This window comes from Duganella callida (assembly GCF_004614165.1).
GTDB classification, from domain to species: Bacteria; Pseudomonadota; Gammaproteobacteria; order Burkholderiales; family Burkholderiaceae_D; genus Rugamonas; species Rugamonas callida.
This window is the reverse complement of sequence record NZ_SPVG01000042.1, coordinates 36476-54231: the sequence shown is the minus strand read 5'-3', so window position 1 is coordinate 54231 and position 17756 is coordinate 36476. Positions and strand designations below refer to the sequence as shown.

The 17756-nt window shown below is 63.4% G+C and carries 12 protein-coding genes; 10 read left to right on the top strand and 2 right to left on the bottom strand.

Going from position 1 to position 17756, the window contains the following annotated elements; translation table 11 throughout:
- Positions 1-110 precede the first annotated feature (110 nt).
- The 4 genes from E4L98_RS04705 (at position 111) to E4L98_RS04690 (ending at position 5901) form a co-directional block, all read left to right on the top strand.
- A complete protein-coding gene (locus tag E4L98_RS04705) occupies positions 111-761 on the top strand; it encodes a dihydrofolate reductase family protein (RefSeq protein ID WP_135200418.1) in 651 nt (216 codons plus the stop codon).
- A 90-nt stretch (positions 762-851) separates the two neighbouring features.
- Positions 852-2096, top strand: coding sequence for an MFS transporter (locus tag E4L98_RS04700; RefSeq protein ID WP_135200417.1), 1245 nt, complete (start codon positions 852-854; stop codon positions 2094-2096).
- Complete coding sequence (locus E4L98_RS04695) at positions 2093-3715, top strand: glycoside hydrolase family 43 protein (RefSeq protein ID WP_135200416.1); 1623 nt, start codon at positions 2093-2095, stop codon at positions 3713-3715. Before E4L98_RS04700 ends, E4L98_RS04695 begins: the two co-directional genes overlap by 4 nt.
- An 8-nt stretch (positions 3716-3723) precedes the next feature.
- Entirely contained in the window at positions 3724-5901 is a 2178-nt protein-coding gene (locus E4L98_RS04690; RefSeq protein ID WP_135200415.1) for a tetratricopeptide repeat protein, read from the top strand.
- On the opposite strand, the gene E4L98_RS04685 is transcribed toward E4L98_RS04690, so the two are convergent.
- Complete coding sequence (locus tag E4L98_RS04685) at positions 5877-6542, bottom strand: VPLPA-CTERM sorting domain-containing protein (RefSeq protein WP_135200414.1); 666 nt, start codon at positions 6540-6542, stop codon at positions 5877-5879. The two genes, E4L98_RS04690 and E4L98_RS04685, sit on opposite strands and share 25 nt — an antisense overlap.
- Positions 6543-6831: 289 nt before the next feature.
- A complete protein-coding gene (locus tag E4L98_RS04680) occupies positions 6832-7551 on the bottom strand; it encodes an SDR family NAD(P)-dependent oxidoreductase (protein ID WP_135200413.1) in 720 nt (239 codons plus the stop codon).
- Between the two features lie 194 nt (positions 7552-7745).
- Here E4L98_RS04680 and E4L98_RS30530 point away from each other — a divergent pair, with 194 nt between their 5' ends.
- The 6 genes from E4L98_RS30530 (at position 7746) to E4L98_RS04655 (ending at position 17739) form a co-directional block, all read left to right on the top strand.
- Positions 7746-9185, top strand: a complete 1440-nt coding sequence (locus E4L98_RS30530; protein WP_229257251.1) for a GDSL-type esterase/lipase family protein — start codon at positions 7746-7748, stop codon at positions 9183-9185.
- Positions 9185-11107, top strand: coding sequence for an exo-alpha-sialidase (locus E4L98_RS30525; protein ID WP_229257250.1), 1923 nt, complete (start codon positions 9185-9187; stop codon positions 11105-11107). Before E4L98_RS30530 ends, E4L98_RS30525 begins: the two co-directional genes overlap by 1 nt.
- Before the next feature lie 134 nt (positions 11108-11241).
- On the top strand, positions 11242-12456 hold the full coding sequence (locus E4L98_RS04670) for a XylR family transcriptional regulator (RefSeq protein ID WP_135200412.1): 1215 nt from the start codon (positions 11242-11244) through the stop codon (positions 12454-12456).
- 84 nt (positions 12457-12540) lie between these two features.
- Positions 12541-13320 (top strand): D-xylose 1-dehydrogenase, encoded by a 780-nt coding sequence (gene xylB, locus E4L98_RS04665; protein ID WP_135200411.1) that lies wholly within the window; start codon positions 12541-12543, stop codon positions 13318-13320.
- A gap of 89 nt (positions 13321-13409) precedes the next feature.
- Positions 13410-14378 carry a D-xylose ABC transporter substrate-binding protein gene (gene xylF, locus E4L98_RS04660; RefSeq protein WP_371857192.1) on the top strand — a complete coding sequence of 323 codons (969 nt, stop codon included), beginning with the start codon at positions 13410-13412 and terminating at the stop codon, positions 14376-14378.
- Positions 14379-14739: 361 nt separating this feature from the next.
- Positions 14740-17739: a TonB-dependent receptor gene (locus E4L98_RS04655; protein WP_135200409.1), complete on the top strand. Its 3000-nt coding sequence runs from the start codon at positions 14740-14742 to the stop codon at positions 17737-17739.
- Positions 17740-17756: the final 17 nt, after the last annotated feature.

Sequence of the window (17756 nt, the reverse complement as noted above, 5' to 3'; positions counted from 1 at the left end):
ATATATTGGAGTGCGTCACACTACATCTTTTTAAATATTCTTATTTAAGAATGCGCTGGTTATCGAGGTACACTGATTTGCTTTCGACCTCACCGGTTATTGGAGATTCGATGTCCAAACTTAAAGTACGCAGCTTTACCCTGTCGCTCGATGGTTACGGCGCCGGGCCGAACCAGACCCTGGAGAATCCGATGGGCGAGGGCGCCCGCGGGCTGCATCAGTGGTTCATGGGCACGCGCACGTTCCAGCGCATGATGGGCGATGCCTCCAAGGGCACGGAGGGCCCGGACGAAGATTTTGCCGCCCAGGGCTTCGAGAACGTCGGCGCCTGGATTCTGGGCCGTAACATGTTCGGGCCGGTTCGCGGGGCGTGGCCGGACGACAGCTGGAAGGGTTGGTGGGGTGATGAGCCGCCGTATCACGTGCCGGTGTTCGTACTGACGCATCATCCGCGTCCGCCGCTGGAGATGAAGGGCGGCACGACCTTCCATTTTGTCACTGATGGCATCGAGTCGGCCTACGCCCAGGCGCGCCAGGCCGCCAACGGCAAGGACGTGCGCCTCGGTGGCGGCGTGGCGACGATACGCCAGTACCTGCAGGCCGGTCTGGTCGACGAGATGCATCTGGCCATTTCACCGGTGTTGCTGGGGCGCGGTGAGTCGCTGTTGGCCGGTCTGGATCTGCCCAGGATGGGATTCAGCGTCGCCGAGCATGTGCAGACGCCGTCGGCAACGCACGTCGTGCTGCGCAAGCAGTCCTGATTGTCGGGATAGTTATACAGTCGAGATTGCGCAATCACGCTGCGAATAATGTGCTATCGTGGCAGTCCTTATAAAAATGATTGCGCAAACATGCATAAGATCAGGGGACTACGGTGGTGGATGATCGGGCTGATCATGCTCGGCGCGGTGATCAACTATTTGACGCGCAGCACGCTGTCGGTGGCGGCGCCGACTTTGCTGACCGATCTGCACATCAGCACCAAGGAATACTCGTACATCACGGCGGCCTTCCAGGGCATGATCATGCTGCAGCCATTGTGCGGCTACGTGCTCGATGTGATCGGCTTGAAGTTCGGCTTCGCCCTGTTCGCGTCGGCCTGGTCGCTGGTCTGCATGGCGCACGGGCTGGCGACAAACTGGCAGACGCTGGCCTTCCTGCGCGGCCTGCTCGGGTTGGCGGAAGGCTCGGCCAATCCGGCCGGCATGAAGACGGTATCCGAATGGTTCCCGGCCAGGGAACGCGGCATGGCCGGCGGCATCTTCAACATCGGCGCCTCGTTCGGCTCGATGCTGGCGCCGCCGCTGGTGGTGTGGGCCATCCTGCATTACAACTGGCAGTCGGCGTTTGTGATCACCGGCGCGCTCGGTCTGGTCTGGGTGGCGGTGTGGCTGCTGCTGTACGATGCGCCGGCGCGCCACAAGCGCCTGTCGGCCGAGGAGGCGCAGCATATCGCCGCCGGGCAGGAACAGCATCTGCAGGGCTCCGGTGGCAAGCCGTCCATCCTCAGCATTCTAAAGATGCGCAATTTCTGGGGCATCGCGCTGCCGCGCTTCCTGGCCGATCCGGCCTGGGGCACGTTGTCGTTCTGGGTGCCGCTGTACCTGACCACGGTGCGCCACTTCGATCTGAAACAGATCGCCATGTTCGCCTGGCTGCCGTTTCTGGCCGCCGACCTCGGCTGCCTGTTCGGGCCGGCCGTGGTGCTGGCGCTGCAGAAGCGCGGTGTCCGCCTGATCAACGCCCGGCGCGGCGCGTTTACCTTGGGCGCCTGCATGATGATGGGTGTGGCTTTTGTCGGTTTCGTGGAGAGCCCGTACGCGGCGATCGCCTTGCTCAGCCTGGCCGGCTTTGCGCACCAGACCCTGTCGGTCACCGTCATCACCATGTCGTCCGATCTGTTCCGCCGCAACGAAGTGGCGACGGTGGCCGGCATGTGCGGCACCTTCGGCAACTTCGGCCTGCTGCTGTTTTCCCTGCTGATCGGCGGCCTGATGGCCACCATCGGCTACACGCCGTTCTTTATCAGCCTGGCCGTGCTGGACCTGGTGGCGGCGGTGCTGCTCTGGACTTTGGTACGCGAGAAAACCGTATGATACAAAATCCCATTCTTCCCGGCTTCAATCCCGATCCGTCCATCGTGCGCGTGGGCGACGATTACTACATCGCCACCTCGACTTTCGAATGGTATCCCGGCGTGCAGATCCATCACTCGCGTGACCTGGTCAACTGGCGTCTGCTGACGCGGCCGCTCACGCGCGCCAGCCAGCTCAACATGTTGGGCGCGCCCGATTCCTGCGGCGTCTGGGCGCCTTGCCTGACTTACGCGGATGGGCTGTTCTGGCTGATCTACACCGACGTCAAACGCTACGGCCGCACCTCCAGCGGCGCGGCGACCGGCAGCGCGTCGCTGCGCGATTTTCATAACTACCTGGTGACCAGCCCGAGTATCGAAGGCCCCTGGTCGGACCCGGTCTATCTGAACAGCAGCGGTTTCGATCCCTCGCTGTTCCACGATGACGATGGCCGCAAGTATCTGCTGAACCAGCTGTGGGACCATCGCCCCGGCGGCAACCGCTTCGCCGGCATCGTGATGCAGGAATATTCGCCGCAAGAACGCAAGCTGATCGGCAAGCGCGAGAACATCTTCAAGGGCACGCCGCACGGCCTGACCGAAGCGCCGCACCTGTACAAGCGCAACGGCTATTACTACTTGTTTACCGCGGAAGGCGGCACCGGCTGGAACCACGGCGTGACCATGGCGCGAGCACGCGACCTGCATGGCCCGTACGAGTTGCATCCGCAGCAGACCATCCTGACCTCGCGCAACCGGCCCGACCTGGACCTGCAGCGCGCCGGCCATGCCGATCTGGTCGAAACGCCGGACGGCCAGACCTACATGGTCTACCTGTGTGGCCGCCCGCTGCGCAATCGCGGCACCTGCACGCTGGGCCGCGAGACGGCCATCCAGCGCATGCAGTGGGACGATGACGGCTGGCTGCGCGCCGCCGCGCCGCAGCGCGAGGCCGAAGCGCCCGGTCTGCCGGAACACCGCTTCCCGCCGGCGCCCGTGCGCGAGGATTTCGACGACGCCCGGCTGCCGCTGGCCTTCCAATGGCTGCGCACGCCGTGGCCGGAAGAACTGTTCAGCCTGACCGCGCGCGCCGGTTATCTGCGCCTGTATGGGCGCGAAAGCATCGGCAGCCAGTTCCGTCAGGCGCTGGTCGCGCGCCGCCAGCAGGCGCATTGCTACAGTGCGTCTACCGTGCTCGAATTCGAGCCCGAGCATTACCAGCAGCAGGCCGGACTGGTCTGCTACTACGGCGCCGCCAAGTTTCACTACCTGTACATCAGCCACGATGACGAGAACGGCAAGCATCTGCGCGTGATGAGCAGCCTGCCCAATCACGTGCAGACCGATACCTTCACCGTACCGGTGCCGATACCGGCCGGCGTGCCGGTGCAACTGCGCGTGGAAGTGGACGAGGAGCGTCTGCACTTCGGTTATCGCCTGGCCGACGGTGCATGGCAATGGCTGCCGCAGCAGTTTGACGCCAGCATTCTGTCCGACGAGGCCAACGCGCCCGGCATGCCCAACTTTACCGGCGCCTTTGTCGGCATGGCGTGCCAGGACATGTCCGGCGCCGGCCTGCACGCCGACTTTGACCATTTCAGCTACGAGGAGCGGCCTTACCGCCTGAATCCGCCTATATAATCGGCGGCATGGCGAATCCACATCCATCCATTTCCCAGGCCGAGCAACTGTTCTCGCAAGGCCTGCAGCTGCACAGCCAGGGCGACTTCGCCCGGGCCATGCAAACCTATGAGCAGGTGCTCAAGCTGGCGCCCGGCCACTTCGGCGCCTTGCACCACGTCGGCATCGTGGCCTTCCAGGTCGGCAACTACGACATGGCGGCGGGCTTCTTCCGTTCCGCGCTGGCGGTCGATCCCGGTCATGCGGGCGTGCATAGCGACCTGGGCAATGCTCAGCGCGAGATGCAGCATATCGACGATGCGCTGCGCAGCTATGACCACGCGCTGGCGCTGAATGCGGACCACGCCGATGTCTGGTTCAATCGCGGCGTCGCCCTGCAGGCGGCACAGCGCAATGCCGACGCGCTGCACAGCTACGAGCGCGCACTGGCGCTGCACCAGGGCGACGATCAGGCGTGGAGCAACCGCGCCGCCGTGCTCGTGCAGCTTGGACGGCATGACGACGCGCTGCACAGCGCGCAACAGGCGCTGGCGTGCAATCCGCACAATATCGAAGCTTTGAGCCACCGCGGCGATATCCTGCTGGCGCTGGGCCGCCCGGACGAGGCGGATGCCAGCTATCGCCAGGCGCTGGCGCTGGTGCCCGAATACGCCGATGCGCATTACAAGCTGGGCCTGCTGCTGCAAGCGCGCGGACGCCCGCAGGAAGCGCTGCAATGCTACGACCAGGCGATCCGCCTCCACCCTGAGCTGGCGCTGGCCTACAAGCAGCGTGCCGCCTTGACCCGTTCGGCGGACGACCGCCAGCAGGTGGCCCGGTTCCTCGCCGGTTACCGTCAGTTTGGCAAGGAGTTGCAGGACGCCGGCCGGCCGCAGTCGGCCGCGCGCGCGTACGCCGCCATGCTGGAACTGGACGATGCCGACGCCGCCATCTGGCAGCTGCACGCCCAGGTGCTCAATACCGCCGCGCGGCGCGACGAGGCGCTGGCCAGCATCGGCCGCGCCCTGGCGCTGCAGCCGGATAACGCCAGCCTTCACCTGACGCGCGGCTTCATCCTGCGTTCCGCCCGGCGCTATGACGACGCGCTGGGCTCCTATGAACAGGCGGTGGCCCTGGCGCCGCGCCATTCCGAGACCTACACGAATCTCGGCAGCCTGCTGGATCAGATCGGTCAGGCTGACCGCGCCATGGAAAATTACGCGCAGGCGCTCAAGCTCGATCCGGACAACGCGCTGGCGCACTGGAACCAGGCGCTGGTGCATCTGCGCCGCGGCGACTTCGAGCGCGGTTGGCGCGAGTACGAGTGGCGCTGGAAGGCGGAAACGCTAAGCGTCTACAAAGGCCGCCGCCAGTTCCGGCAAGCGCGCTGGAGCGGACGCGAACCGTTGCAGGGCAAGACCATCCTGCTGCACATGGAGCAGGGCCTGGGCGACGCCATCCAGTTCTGCCGCTATGCGCCGCTGGTCGCCGCGCGCGGCGCCAGTGTGATATTGGAAGTCAAAAAGCCGCTGGCCGCGTTGATGGCGACGCTGCCGGGCGTGGCACGGGTCGTCGTCCGCGACGAACCGCTGCCTGCCTTCGACTACCAGATACCGTTGATGAGCCTGCCGCTGGCCTTCGCCACCACGCTGGCGACGGTGCCGCATGACGTGCCCTATCTGTCCAGCGATCCGGCCAAGGTCGCGCAGTGGCGCGCGCGGCTGGGGGAGCGGCGCAAGTTGCGCGTCGGCGTGGTCTGGGGCGGCAATCCGGACAATCCGAACGACGCCCACCGCAGCATCCCGCTGGCGGTATTCGCCCGCATTTTCTCGGATCAGTGCGAATTCATCAGTTTGCAGAAGGAGGTGCGCCCGGACGACCAGGCGCTGCTCGATACGCTGCCCGTGCGCCAGTTGGCCGGTCAGTTGCATGACTTCAGCGACACCGCCGCGCTGTGTGCGCTGCTGGACTTGGTAATCTCGGTCGATACCAGCGTGGCCCACCTGGCCGGTGCGCTGGGCCGGCCAGTGTGGATCATGGCGCAGCAGCCATTCGAATGGCGCTGGCTGGAGCAGGGTAGCGGCAGCCCGTGGTATCCCAGCGCCACGCTGTACCGTCAGGCGCAGCGCGGCGACTGGGCGACGGTCATGGACGCCGTTGCCGCAGACCTTGCGGGCACACCTTACAGCCAGCTCATCATGCCGTAATTGATCGGCTTGGACGTGTCGTAGGCGGGCGCCGGCGCGGCCTGCGCGGTCTTGCGGCGTCGAGCCAGGCTCAACACACCCAGGCCGGCCAGCAGCATGGCGACCGAGGCTGGTTCAGGCACGGCCGGTGGCGGCGCATCGATCACCGGCCGCGGCGCGGAAAAAGTGCGGAAGGTGTAGTCGTATTGCGCAAAGGCCGTGTAGTCGTTGGCGTAGGCCATGCCCTTGCTGTAGTTGTCGGTCATGCCGCCGACGATGAAGATCTCGGTGTCGCTGCTTAAGGTCAGGTAGTAAGTCTTGTTGGCGACCGCCGTCACCGGCGACCAGAACACATCCACCCACAGATCGGGCGTGCCCTTGGATGTGCCCTCGGCCAGCTTGGTGCCGCCCTGGGTCGGCAAAGCGTCCCACAGCGCGATGGTGACAGGACCGCTTTCCTCGGCGCGCGGCCACAGCTGGATGCCGGCGCCGGCGATCATATCGGCCGACGTCTGGAACGACTGCGCCAGCCCGGTCTGGTAAAAACCGCCCATGGGCAGCAGATTCATGGTCTGGCTTTGATCGAGTTTGGTCTGCGCGTTTGCTACCGAGGCAGCAAGGGTCAGGCAGACGAGCAGGCAGGAACGCACGGGCGAGCGCATGGTACTTCTCCTAGAATTGCCGGACAAACGAGAGCAGCGCTGGCGTCGCCGGGCAAGACGGAGCGCGCTATATTTTGCGAATCAACATTGCTTGTTTCTTCATTGCAGTGGGATTGATTGTAGTAAGGCTCAGTCTGGCACAATGTGCGATTCCGCACGGCCAGAGCGTCTCTATTCCCAAAGTCGAGCTTGTAAATAAGTCTATCATTATTGACATTGTTTCGCGGGCAAAAAAAATGGCGCCCCGCGCGGGCGCCATTGAATGTATTGCTTACGCAACAGATGCAGGTTACCAGTGACCGCGCTGGGCACCGCCGCCCACGTTCAGGGTTTCGCCGGTGACGTGTTCGGCCTCGGTCAGGTAGACCACGGCGTCGGCGATCTGCCTGGTGGTGGCGTAGCTGCCCATCGGCGACAGGGATTTCATGAAATCGCGCGGGGTTTCCTTGTGCATCGGCGTATCGACGATGCCCGGCGCCACCAGGTTGAAGCGGATGCCATCCTTGGCGTATTCCAGCGCCAGGTTGACGCTGGCGCCGGTCATGCCGCCCTTGGTCATCATGGCCACGCCCACCGGCAGGCTGGCCACCGGGTTGCTGAGCAGGGTGGTGGTGATGCCGACCACGCTGCCGCCGCGCTTTTGCGCCAGCAGCTGCTTCAGCACGTACTGGGTGATATACAGCGTGCCTTCCAGGTTGGTGTGCACCAGGTTGTCGAAGTCCTGCTTGGTGTAGTCGGTGAACGGCTTGGCGATGAAGATGCCGGCGTTGTTCACCAGGCCGTCGATGCCGCCGAAGCGCTGCACCGCGGTTTCCACCACTTTGGCGGCCACGGTGGCGTCGCCGATGTCGCCATCGACCACGGCCAGGCTGTCCGACTGTTGCAGTTCGGTCGACTTGCTGGCGTTGCGCGAGGTGGCAACCACGTTGTAGCCGCGTGCCAGGAAGGCGTTGGCGATGCCGGCGCCGATGCCTTGCGATGCGCCGGTAACGATGATGGTCTTTTTCATGATCTGCTCCTGATGAGTGTTAAGGTGAGATCACTTTATTCCTCTACGAGCCGGCATTAAAGACATCGGCTGGTAAAGAACTAATTACGCGGTGTAATGAATATATTATTGCGCGGATTGGTGAAATTCGTAATTGCATGCCCGGCGTGCTGCCAGCACAATGTCATGCATAAAAAATACGCGAGACAATCCCCATGAATATCCGCCTTGCCGTTTCCCTGGCCCTGCTGTCGTCATCGGCCCTGGCCGCCGCCCCCAACGAACTGAAGGTGTACGCCGGCAAACCGCTGGACTCCTGGCACATCCAGGTTGCCGATTTTGAAACCAACAAGACACTGGAGGGCGACAAGGTGGAAATCGCGCGCCAGGTCAAGGTGCCGGAAAGTGTCGTCAGCGTCAGCAAAACGACCAAGGCCAAACAGAACGATGCGCTGACGCTGGAGTTCAACAAGGCCGGGTACGCCAGCCTGCGCGTCGACGGCGGCAAGCCAGCCGATCTGCGGCCTTACCTGGCCCAAGGCGTGCTGGCGCTGGACGTCAACGTGCAGGAACTGGCCGATGGCGGCATCAGCTTCAAGCTGCGCTGTGGCGAGAACTGCGAACGCAGCGTGCCTTATCTGGTGCCGGCGCGCGCGATGGCGGGCAAGGGCTGGCAGCACCTGGTGTTTTCCCTGAGCTGCTTCCACCACGACGGCGACGACTTCAGCGCCGTCACCCAGCCATTCGCGCTGGATGGCAGCGGCAACGGCAAGGTGTCGGTCGCCAACATCAAGTTCCAGATGAGCGGCAAGCCCAACGCCAGCTGCCCCGATTACAAGACCGTCTCGGTCACGCCGGACAAGCTGAATGAATCGTGGTCGGTCAACTGGTGGACCAAGCGCCACGAGGACAAACTGGCCGAGGCCAAGCAGCTGGGCAAGAGCGCGCAGGTGGTGTTCATCGGCGACTCGATCACCCACAACTGGGAAAAGGACGGCGCGCCGGTCTGGGCGCGTCACTATGCGCCGCTGAACGCGCTGGACCTGGGCTTTGGCGGCGACCGCACCGAGAACGTCCTGTGGCGTCTGGAGCATGGCGAGGTCGACGGCCTGGATCCGAAAGTGGCGGTGCTGATGTTCGGCACCAACAACACCGGCCACCGCCAGGAAGACCCGAAGACCACGGCGATCGGCATCAAGCGCAATATCGACGAGCTGCAAAAGCGCCTGCCGAACACCAAAATCCTGCTGCTGGCGATCTTCCCGCGCGGCGCCAGGCCGGACGACCCGCTGCGCCAGATTAACGAAAAGGTCAACGCCATCATCTCCGGCTACGCCGACAACCAGAAAGTGTTCTTCCTGAACATCAATCAGGCTTTCCTGCAGCCGGACGGTACGCTGTCGAAAGACATCATGCCGGACCTGCTGCACCCGAACGAAAAGGGCTACGAAATCTGGGCCAAGGCCATGGCGCCGACGCTGAACCAGCTGCTGCCGGCAGCAGCGCAGTATGCATGGGATAACGTCTCGATCGGCGGCAGCGGCTTCGTCTCCGGCCTGATCGCCAGCAAGACCGAGCCGGGCCTGATCTACGCCCGCACCGACGTCGGCGGCGCCTATCGCTGGGACGCAAAAAAAAACGTTGGATTCCACTGATGGACTGGGTGTCCGATGAGGACACCGGCCTGCTCGGCATCGAATCGCTGGCGACGGATCCATCGTCGCCCAACAAGCTGTACATGTCCGCCGGCATCGCCTACCTGAACGGCGGCGCCAGTGCCATCCTCAAGTCCGACGATTACGGGAGGACGTTCAAGCGCATCGACGTGACCAGCCAGTTCAAGGTGCACGGCAACGGCATGGGCCGCGGCAACGGCGAAAAGCTGCAGGTCGATCCGCAGAACGGCAAGATCCTGTACGTCGGCACGCGCGCCAACGGCCTGTTCAAAAGCAGCGATGAAGGACTGAGCTGGCATCACCTTGACGGCCTGAACGTCAGCACCACGCCAAATAAAAACGGCATCAGCTTCGTGCTGCTGGACGGCAACAAAATCTACGTCGGCGTATCGCGCTTCGGCGACAACATGTACATGTCGGCCGACGGCGGCAAAACCTTCAGCCTGATGAAAGGCGGCCCGCAAAAACTGATGCCGGCGCGGGCGGTAGTCGCCAACGGCAAGCTGGTGGCCACCTTTGCGCAAGGCGCCGGCCCGCACGCCGACAAGAATAACGGCGAAATCATGGAAGAGGGCGGCGTCTGGCAATACGACATCGCCAGCGGTCGCTGGAGCGACATCTCGCCGCCGCTGAACCGCGCCTATGCCGGCATCACGGTCGATCCCGGCAATCCGCGGCGCATGGTGGTCTCCACCATCGATTACTACCAGATGCGCGGCGGCATAGGCGACCAGTTCTACGAGACCCTGGACGGCGGCAAATCGTGGCAAAGCATCGTCGCCAACGGCGTGCAGATCGACGCCAATGGCGTCAGCTGGATCGCGGGCAGCTTCATCCACTGGACCGCCAGCATCGAATTCGATCCGTTCGACACCAGCACCCTGATGGTCGTCTCCGGCAACGGTGTATTCAAATCGACCGACATCCACGCCGCCAGACCGGTGTGGAAGTTCGACGACATCGGGCTGGAGGAATCGGTGCCGCTGAACCTGGTCAGCATCCCCGGCGGCCCGGTGATTTCAGCCATCGGCGATTACGACGGCTTCCGCCACACCGATGTGACGCAATATGCGCCCATCCACACCCCGACCATGGGCACCACCTGGGGGCTGGACTATGCCGCGCGGCAGCCGAACGTGCTGGTTCGTGCCGGCAAGGAGATGTACATCTCGCGCGACATGGGCGTCAGCTGGAAAAAGACCGCCAGCATGAACGGCAAGCAGGGTCAGGTGGCCTTGAGCGCCGACGGCAAGATCATCATTCATAGTCCGGAAAATTCCACCACCAGCTACCGCTCGACCGACGACGGCGCCACGTGGAGCGAGGTGGAAGGTCTGCACACCGCGCGCGCCCGCGCCGTCGCCGATCCGGTCAACCCGCGCAAGTTCTACGCGCTGGCGGATGACCGGCTGCTGGTCAGCCAGGACGGCGGCGCCAGCTTCGCGCCGGCCGGCAAGCTGGCTTCGGCCAAGGGATCGAAAGTGGTGCGCGCCGCGCCGGGGCGCGAAGGCGACATCTGGGTGGCGCTGTACGACGGCGGCCTGGCGCGCTCCACCGATTCCGGCGAGCGCTTCGTCAACCTGCCCGGCATCACCTACGCCGCCGCCGTCGGCTTCGGCAAAATCCGGGGTCAGTTCTGCCAATCGCACACGGACTCGGCCCTAGTGGCGGACTGCGCCGATGATCCGACCGTCTTCATCTGGGGCGAGATCGGCGGCGTGCGCGGCCTGTATCGCTCCACCGACAGCGGCGCCAGCTGGTTGCGCATCAACGACGACGCCCACCAGTACGGCGGCCCCGGCGACGCCCAGCTCGTCGTGGGCGACATGAACACCTTCGGCGTGGTCTATATGAGCACGGCGGGACGCGGAATCGTGTACGGCAAGCCCGTCACGCCTTGAAAAACGTAATTTCTTTAAAGAATTTAGTCAATTTCGTTATGGAAGACGCGAAATATTTCATACCTCCACCCATCGGGCGCCATGTACCATCAAGAAGGCCCATTACGTCTCGAAGCGGAGTAGTAGATATGCAGATGAAGTCACACAGGATTGCGCTGCTGTTCAATGCCAACAAGATCTTTGACCGCGAGGTGATCGCGGGCATCGCCGCCTACCTGAGCTCCACGCGGGCCGCCTGGGATCTGTTCCTGGAAGAGGACTTCCGCCTGCGCCTGCCCGGCATCGAGCGCTGGCAGGGCGACGGCATCATCGCCGACTTCGACGATCCAGCCGTGGCCGAGGCGCTGACGCGCAGCCGCATCCCGGTGGTGGCGGTTGGCGGCTCCTATGAAAACCAGGCCGCCTACCCCGAGGACGTGCCCTACGTCGCCACCGACAACTTCAAACTGATCAAGATGGCGCGCGATCATCTGATCGAGGCCGGCCTGCGCCACTTCGCGCTATTCAGCCTGCCGGAGGCGCAGGAAAACCGCTGGGCGCAGGAGCGCGAACACGCCTTCCGCCAGCTGATGGAGCAGGACATGATGGAACCGCACGTGTTCCGCGGCCTGGGCACCAGCGCGCCGTCGTGGGACGATTCGGTGGAGCAGCAGATCCAGTGGCTGCACAGCCTGCCCAAGCCGGTCGGCATCATCGCCGTCACCGACGCCCGCGCGCGCCAGCTGATGCAGGCCTGTATCATGGCCGGCATCGCGGTGCCGGAGCAGGTGGCGCTGATCGGCATCGACAACGATCCGCTGGCGCGCATGCTGACCCGCATTCCTCTGAGCTCGGTGATCCAGGGCGCGCAGGAGATGGGCCGCACCGCCGCCCACCTGCTGGACCAGATGCTGCACGGCGTGCGCATGAGCGGCACGCGCGTGCTGGTGCCGCCGGTCGGCATCAACGTGCTGGCCTCCACCCAGCACGAGGCGCCCAAGCATCCGCACGTGATGCGCGCGCGCCATTTCATCCGCCAGTACGCCTGCCAGGGCATCAAGACCCACCAGGTGGCGGAGTACGTCGGCATCTCGCGCTCGTCGCTGGAATCCTACTTCCGCCAGGAGCTCAATTGCAGCGTGCATGACGTGATCCTGCGCTTCAAGCTGGACGCGGCGACGTCGATGCTGGCCAACGGCGAACGCAGTATCGCCGAGGTGGCGCTGTGCTGCGGCTTCACCTCGGTGCAGTACATGCACGCCGTGTTCAAGCGCGAACTCGGATGCACGCCGCGCACCTACCAGGACCGCGCCATGATGGGCATCGTCGATGATGGCTCGGCGCTGTCGGCGCCCGAACTGGCGGCGTAAATCATGACCATGCTTGGTGATTTTCGTAATTGCGGCTGATGTTTTGGCGGGTCAGAATTCTCCAGTTCATTTGGAGACACGACCTTGGAAAAACAATTCAATACGCCGCGTGAGCAGGCGATTTATCCCAGCCTCGCCGGCAAGCGCGTGGTGGTGACCGGCGGCGGCAGCGGCATCGGTGGCGGCATGGTGGAAGCCTTTGCGCGCCAGGGCGCGCTGGTCACGTTTCTCGATATCGCGGAAGCGGATTCGCGCGCGCTGCAGGCCAGCCTGGCCGCGCTGGCGACGCCGCCGGTGTTCGTGCCCTGCGACCTGACCGACCTCGATAAGGTGGCCGCAGTGTTCGCGGCGATCGGCCCGGTCGATATCCTGGTCAACAACGCCGCCAACGACGACCGCCACGGCGTGGCCGATGTCACGCCCGCGTACTGGGAAAACCGCATGGCCGTGAATCTGCGCCACCAGTATTTCTGCGCGCAGGCGGTGGTGCCCGGCATGCAGGCAGCCGGCGCCGGCGTGATCCTGAATTTCGGTTCCATCTCCTGGCACCTGGCCTTGCCCGACCTGACCCTGTACATGACCGCCAAGGCCGCCATCGAAGGCATGACGCGCGGCCTGGCGCGCGATCTGGGGCGCCACAACATCCGCGTCAACACCATCGTCCCCGGCGGCATACGCACGCCGCGCCAGGAGGCGCTGTGGCATACGCCGGAAGAAGAGGCGCGCATCCTGGCCGGCCAGTGCCTGCCGCGGCGCGTGGAGATCGCCGACGTGGCGGCGCTGGCGCTGTTCCTGGCATCCGACAGCGCGGCGCGCTGCTCGGGACGCGAATACTATGTGGACGCCGGCTGGTACGGCGCCTGATGTACTATAGCGGCGCAGGGAAAAGAACCTGCTAAAAACTGGAGACTTAGACGATGAAAAAGATACTGAGCACGGCCGCAATTGCCGTGATGATGGCCTTCGCCGGCGGCAACGCGATGGCCGACGCCAAGCACCCCAAGATCGGTTTTTCGATCGACGACCTGCGCCTGGAGCGCTGGGCGCGCGACCGCGACTACTTCGTGGCGGCGGCCGAGCAGCAGGGCGCCAAGGTGTTCGTGCAGTCGGCCGACGCCAGCGAGCAGCGCCAGATCGCCCAGATCGAGAACCTGATCTCGCGCGGCGTGGATGTGCTGGTGATCGTTCCCTACAACGCCACCGTGCTGACCAACGCCGTGCGCGAAGCCAAGAAGGCCAAGATCAAGGTGATCTCCTACGACCGCCTGATCATGAACGCCGACATCGACGCCTACATCTCGTTCGACAACAAGATGGTCGGCGAGCTGCAGGCACAGGGCGTGCTGGCGGTGAAGCCGAAAGGGAACTTCTACCTGCTGGGCGGCGCGCCGACCGACAGCAACGCCAAGATGCTGCGCGAAGGTCAGCTGAAGGTGCTGCAACCGCTGATCGACAAGGGCGACGTCAAGGTGGTGGGGCAGCAGTGGGTCAAGGACTGGAGCCCTTCCGAAGCGATGTCCATCGTCGAAAATGCGCTGACCGCCAACGGCAACAAGATCGATGCCGTGGTGGCCTCCAACGACGCCACCGCCGGCGGCGCGATTCAGGCGCTGGCCGCGCAAAAGCTGACCGGCAAGGTGGCCGTGTCGGGCCAGGATTCCGATCTGGCGGCGGTGAAGCGCGTGGTGGCGGGCACGCAGACCCTGACCGTCTACAAGCCGCTCAAGCTGATCGCATCGGAAGCGGCCAAGCTGTCGGTGCAGCTGGTGCGCAACGAGAAGCCGGGCTTCAACGCCAAGTACGACAACGGCTTCAAGCAGGTCGATACGGTATTCCTCAAGCCTATTCCGCTGACCAAAGCGAACGTCGACCTGGTGGTCAAGGACGGCTTCTACACCCAGGCCCAGATCGCGGGCAAGTAAGCAATTCCCTCGCGGCGGCCGCCCGGCCGCTGCGACTCAGGTGCTTTACGTAGCGCCTGTATGTTCAACGCGACGATTGCTCATAATCATTCTCTCGCTTGGTGAATTTCGCAATTGCCCCTCAATTGTGTAACTAGCACAATGGCTCAAAATCGCGCGCAGTAGCACCCCGCCGGCTAGCAGCAGCGATACAAATAAATAACGAGCGAGACGAAACCAATGGACATCCGAATGCCGCGCTTTTCAGCGCCTGCGGGCTGAACTCATCCCGCGATTCCCTTGACACCCCACAGACGACTGAAATGCCAATAACAAATGGCCGACGAGCCATGAAATATTCGTATAACTTTGGAGAGCGTAGATGAAACAGTTCAAAAAAACAGCGATCGCTTTAGGCCTGGCTCAGATGTCCCTGATGCTGGCCGGCGCCGCAATGGCCCAGACGACCACCGATGCACCCAAGACCGAAGCACCAGCAGGCGAGCCAGTCGCCGTGGTGGTGACCGGTCAACGCGCCGCGCTGCAATCGGCGCAGAAGATCAAGCAGAATTCCGACGAAATCGTCGATTCCATCGTCGCCGAAGACATGGGCAAGCTGCCCGACCGCTCGGTGACGGAAGTGCTGCAGCGCGTGGTCGGCGTGACCATCGATCGCACCATGGCCAAGGGCGACCCGGAGCACTTCTCGGTCGAGGGCTCGGGCGTGTCGATCCGCGGTTTGAGCTATGTGCGCTCTGAACTGAATGGCCGCGACTCGTTCTCCGCCAACGGCGGCCGTTCCCTGAACTTCGGCGACGTGCCGCCGGAACTGGTGGCCGGTGTCGACATCTACAAGAACCCATCGGCCGAGCAGATCGAAGGCGCCGTCGGCGGCCTGGTTAACCTGCGCACCGCCATGCCGTTCGACTATAAGGGCTTCAAGTCGTCGATCTCGGCGGACACCACCTGGTCGGAACTGAAGAAGGGCAAGACCTCGCCATCGTATTCGGGCCTGATCTCCAATCGCTGGAAAACTCCGATCGGTGAAGTCGGCGCCTTGCTGGACCTGGCCTATTCGGAAAGCGGCACCCGCACCGACGCCTTCCAGGTCGAGCCTTACTACCCGCTGACCGACGCCAAGGGCAACCGGGTGTTCGTACCGAAGGGCGCGCAGTGGCGTACCCTTGAATTCAACCGCAAGCGCGAAGGCGCCTACGGCGCGCTGCAATGGAAAAAGGATGACTGGTCCAGCAGCCTGACCTACTTCAAGTCGAAGTACGAAATGCAATGGGACGAGCAGGCGATCTTCGCCCAGTCGAGCCCTTACAACATCAAGGTTTCGCCTGACGCCACGTTCGGCCCCACCGGCGCGCTGCTGACCGGCACCCTGACCGATCCGGCCGACGGCGGCATCAACTTCGGCGACGACACCCGCACCGCCAAGCGTAACTCCGATACCACCGACGTATCGTGGAACCTGCGCTGGCGTCATGACGCGTGGACCGTCACCACCGACCTGCAGCACATCAAGGCCAAGACCAACAGCTTCGACTCCACCGTGGCAACCGGCGTGACCATGCCGCAGGAGACGCTGGACCTGACCGGCAACGTGCCGAAGATTCTGTTCACCGACGCCGACCGCGCCAATCTGGCCAATCCGAACAATTACTACTGGGCGTTCACCATGGAACACCTGGACAAGAGCGAAGCCAATGAAACCGCCTGGAAGACCGACCTGAAATACGACTTCGATCATCCGGTGCTGCGCGACGTCCGCTTCGGCTTCCGCCTGACCGACCGTGACGCGGTGACGCAGAACTCGAACCCGAGCTACAACTGGGCGGCGATCACCCAGCCATGGCAGGTCGGAGGCGATATCGCGCACCTGGCCTACCTGGGCGATCCTCGCTTCAGCGGCAACACCAACCTGCACTCGTTCGACAATTTCTTCAACGGTGGCGTATCGGTGCCTTCCGTGGTGTTCCCGAATGTGTCGCTGGCACAGGGCTTCCCCGGCAGCTACGCGGCGCTGCATCAGTACTACCAGATTCTGTGCGCGGAAAACGGCAAGACCTGCGGCCAATGGCAGCCGGCCAGCTTCGGCGCCGACAACTACGCCGGCACCAACGATCAGTCGGAAAAGACCAAGGCCGTGTATGGTCAGCTGCGCTTCGGCTGGGATGAGCTGAAATACCCGGTCGACGGTAACATCGGCCTGCGTTATGTGAAGACCGATTCGAACGCGCAGGGTTACACCGTGTTCAACTCGACCGCGCCGACCGGCGGCACCCTGACCGGCGTACCGATTCCGAACATCCTGCCGTTCGCGAAAAAGCAGGACTACGAAAACAACTACCACAACTTCCTGCCCAGCCTGAACCTGCGTCTGAAGGCCACCGACAAGCTGCAGTTCCGCTTTGCCGCCGCATCGGCGCTGTCGCGTCCCGACTTCACCCAGCTGCAGGGCTACACCACGCTGTCGGAAACCGCCAACAGCTCGACCGTCAATGGCGTCACCACCGTCAACAGCGTGAGCCTGACCGGTACCGGTTCGGGCAACCCGATGCTGCGTCCGACCACCTCCAAGCAGATCGACCTGACGGCGGAATGGTACTTCTCGCAATCGGGCTCGCTAACGGCGGCGATCTTCAACAAGCGCCTGAAAGACATCATCGTCAATCAGAGCTACGTCACGCAGCTGCCCGACACCGCCGGCAAGATGCACGACTTCATCACCACTGGCCCGATCAACGGCGCCAAGGGCCATGCGCGCGGCGTGGAGCTGGCGTTCCAGCAGTACTTCGACAAGCTGCCTGGCGCGCTGTCCGGCCTGGGCGTGCAAGCCAACTTCACCTTCGTCGACAGCAAGCGTGAGTTGTACAACCCGGTGTATCAGAAATACTGCTCGGGTGGTAACACCGCCGATAACGCCAACCTGAACCTGAACGGTTGCGACACCGACGGCACCACCTTCGGCAACCTGCCGCTGGAAAACCTGTCGCGCCAGTCGTATAACCTGGCCCTGTTGTACGACAAAGGCCCATGGTCGGCCCGTCTGGCGTACAACTGGCGCTCCAAGGCCCTGCAGGCCGTGAACGTCAACGGCACCCAGGGCACCGACGGCCTGGATTCCAATCCCGCCAGCCCGACCTACGGCCAGCACGTGGTGGCCTGGGCGCTGCCTACCTGGTCGGATGCCTATGGCCAGCTGGACGCATCGGTGTTCTACAAATTCAGCGACAAGGTGCAACTCGGGCTGGAAGCGCAAAACCTGACCGACGCGACCTACAAGCAGCTGATGCAGCAAAATATCGGTATGATGGGGCGCGCATGGTTCAAGACCGGCCGCCGCGTCACGGCAAAACTCAGCTACGACTTCTAATTCGAGAAAGGCTCAGA

Excerpts from the sequence above, each read along its gene's own strand:
- E4L98_RS04680 (WP_135200413.1), bottom strand. The coding sequence starts at position 7,551 with ATGAAAAAGACCATCATCGTTACCGGCGCATCGCAAGGCATCGGCGCC.
- E4L98_RS04655 (WP_135200409.1), top strand. The coding sequence starts at position 14,740 with ATGAAACAGTTCAAAAAAACAGCGATCGCTTTAGGCCTGGCTCAGATG.
- E4L98_RS04690 (WP_135200415.1), top strand. The coding sequence starts at position 3,724 with ATGGCGAATCCACATCCATCCATTTCCCAGGCCGAGCAACTGTTCTCG.
- E4L98_RS04670 (WP_135200412.1), top strand. The coding sequence starts at position 11,242 with ATGAAGTCACACAGGATTGCGCTGCTGTTCAATGCCAACAAGATCTTT.
- E4L98_RS30525 (WP_229257250.1), top strand. The coding sequence starts at position 9,185 with ATGGACTGGGTGTCCGATGAGGACACCGGCCTGCTCGGCATCGAATCG.
- E4L98_RS30530 (WP_229257251.1), top strand. The coding sequence starts at position 7,746 with ATGAATATCCGCCTTGCCGTTTCCCTGGCCCTGCTGTCGTCATCGGCC.
- E4L98_RS04705 (WP_135200418.1), top strand. The coding sequence starts at position 111 with ATGTCCAAACTTAAAGTACGCAGCTTTACCCTGTCGCTCGATGGTTAC.
- E4L98_RS04695 (WP_135200416.1), top strand. The coding sequence starts at position 2,093 with ATGATACAAAATCCCATTCTTCCCGGCTTCAATCCCGATCCGTCCATC.
- xylF (WP_371857192.1), top strand. The coding sequence starts at position 13,410 with ATGATGGCCTTCGCCGGCGGCAACGCGATGGCCGACGCCAAGCACCCC.
- E4L98_RS04700 (WP_135200417.1), top strand. The coding sequence starts at position 852 with ATGCATAAGATCAGGGGACTACGGTGGTGGATGATCGGGCTGATCATG.
- E4L98_RS04685 (WP_135200414.1), bottom strand. The coding sequence starts at position 6,542 with ATGCGCTCGCCCGTGCGTTCCTGCCTGCTCGTCTGCCTGACCCTTGCT.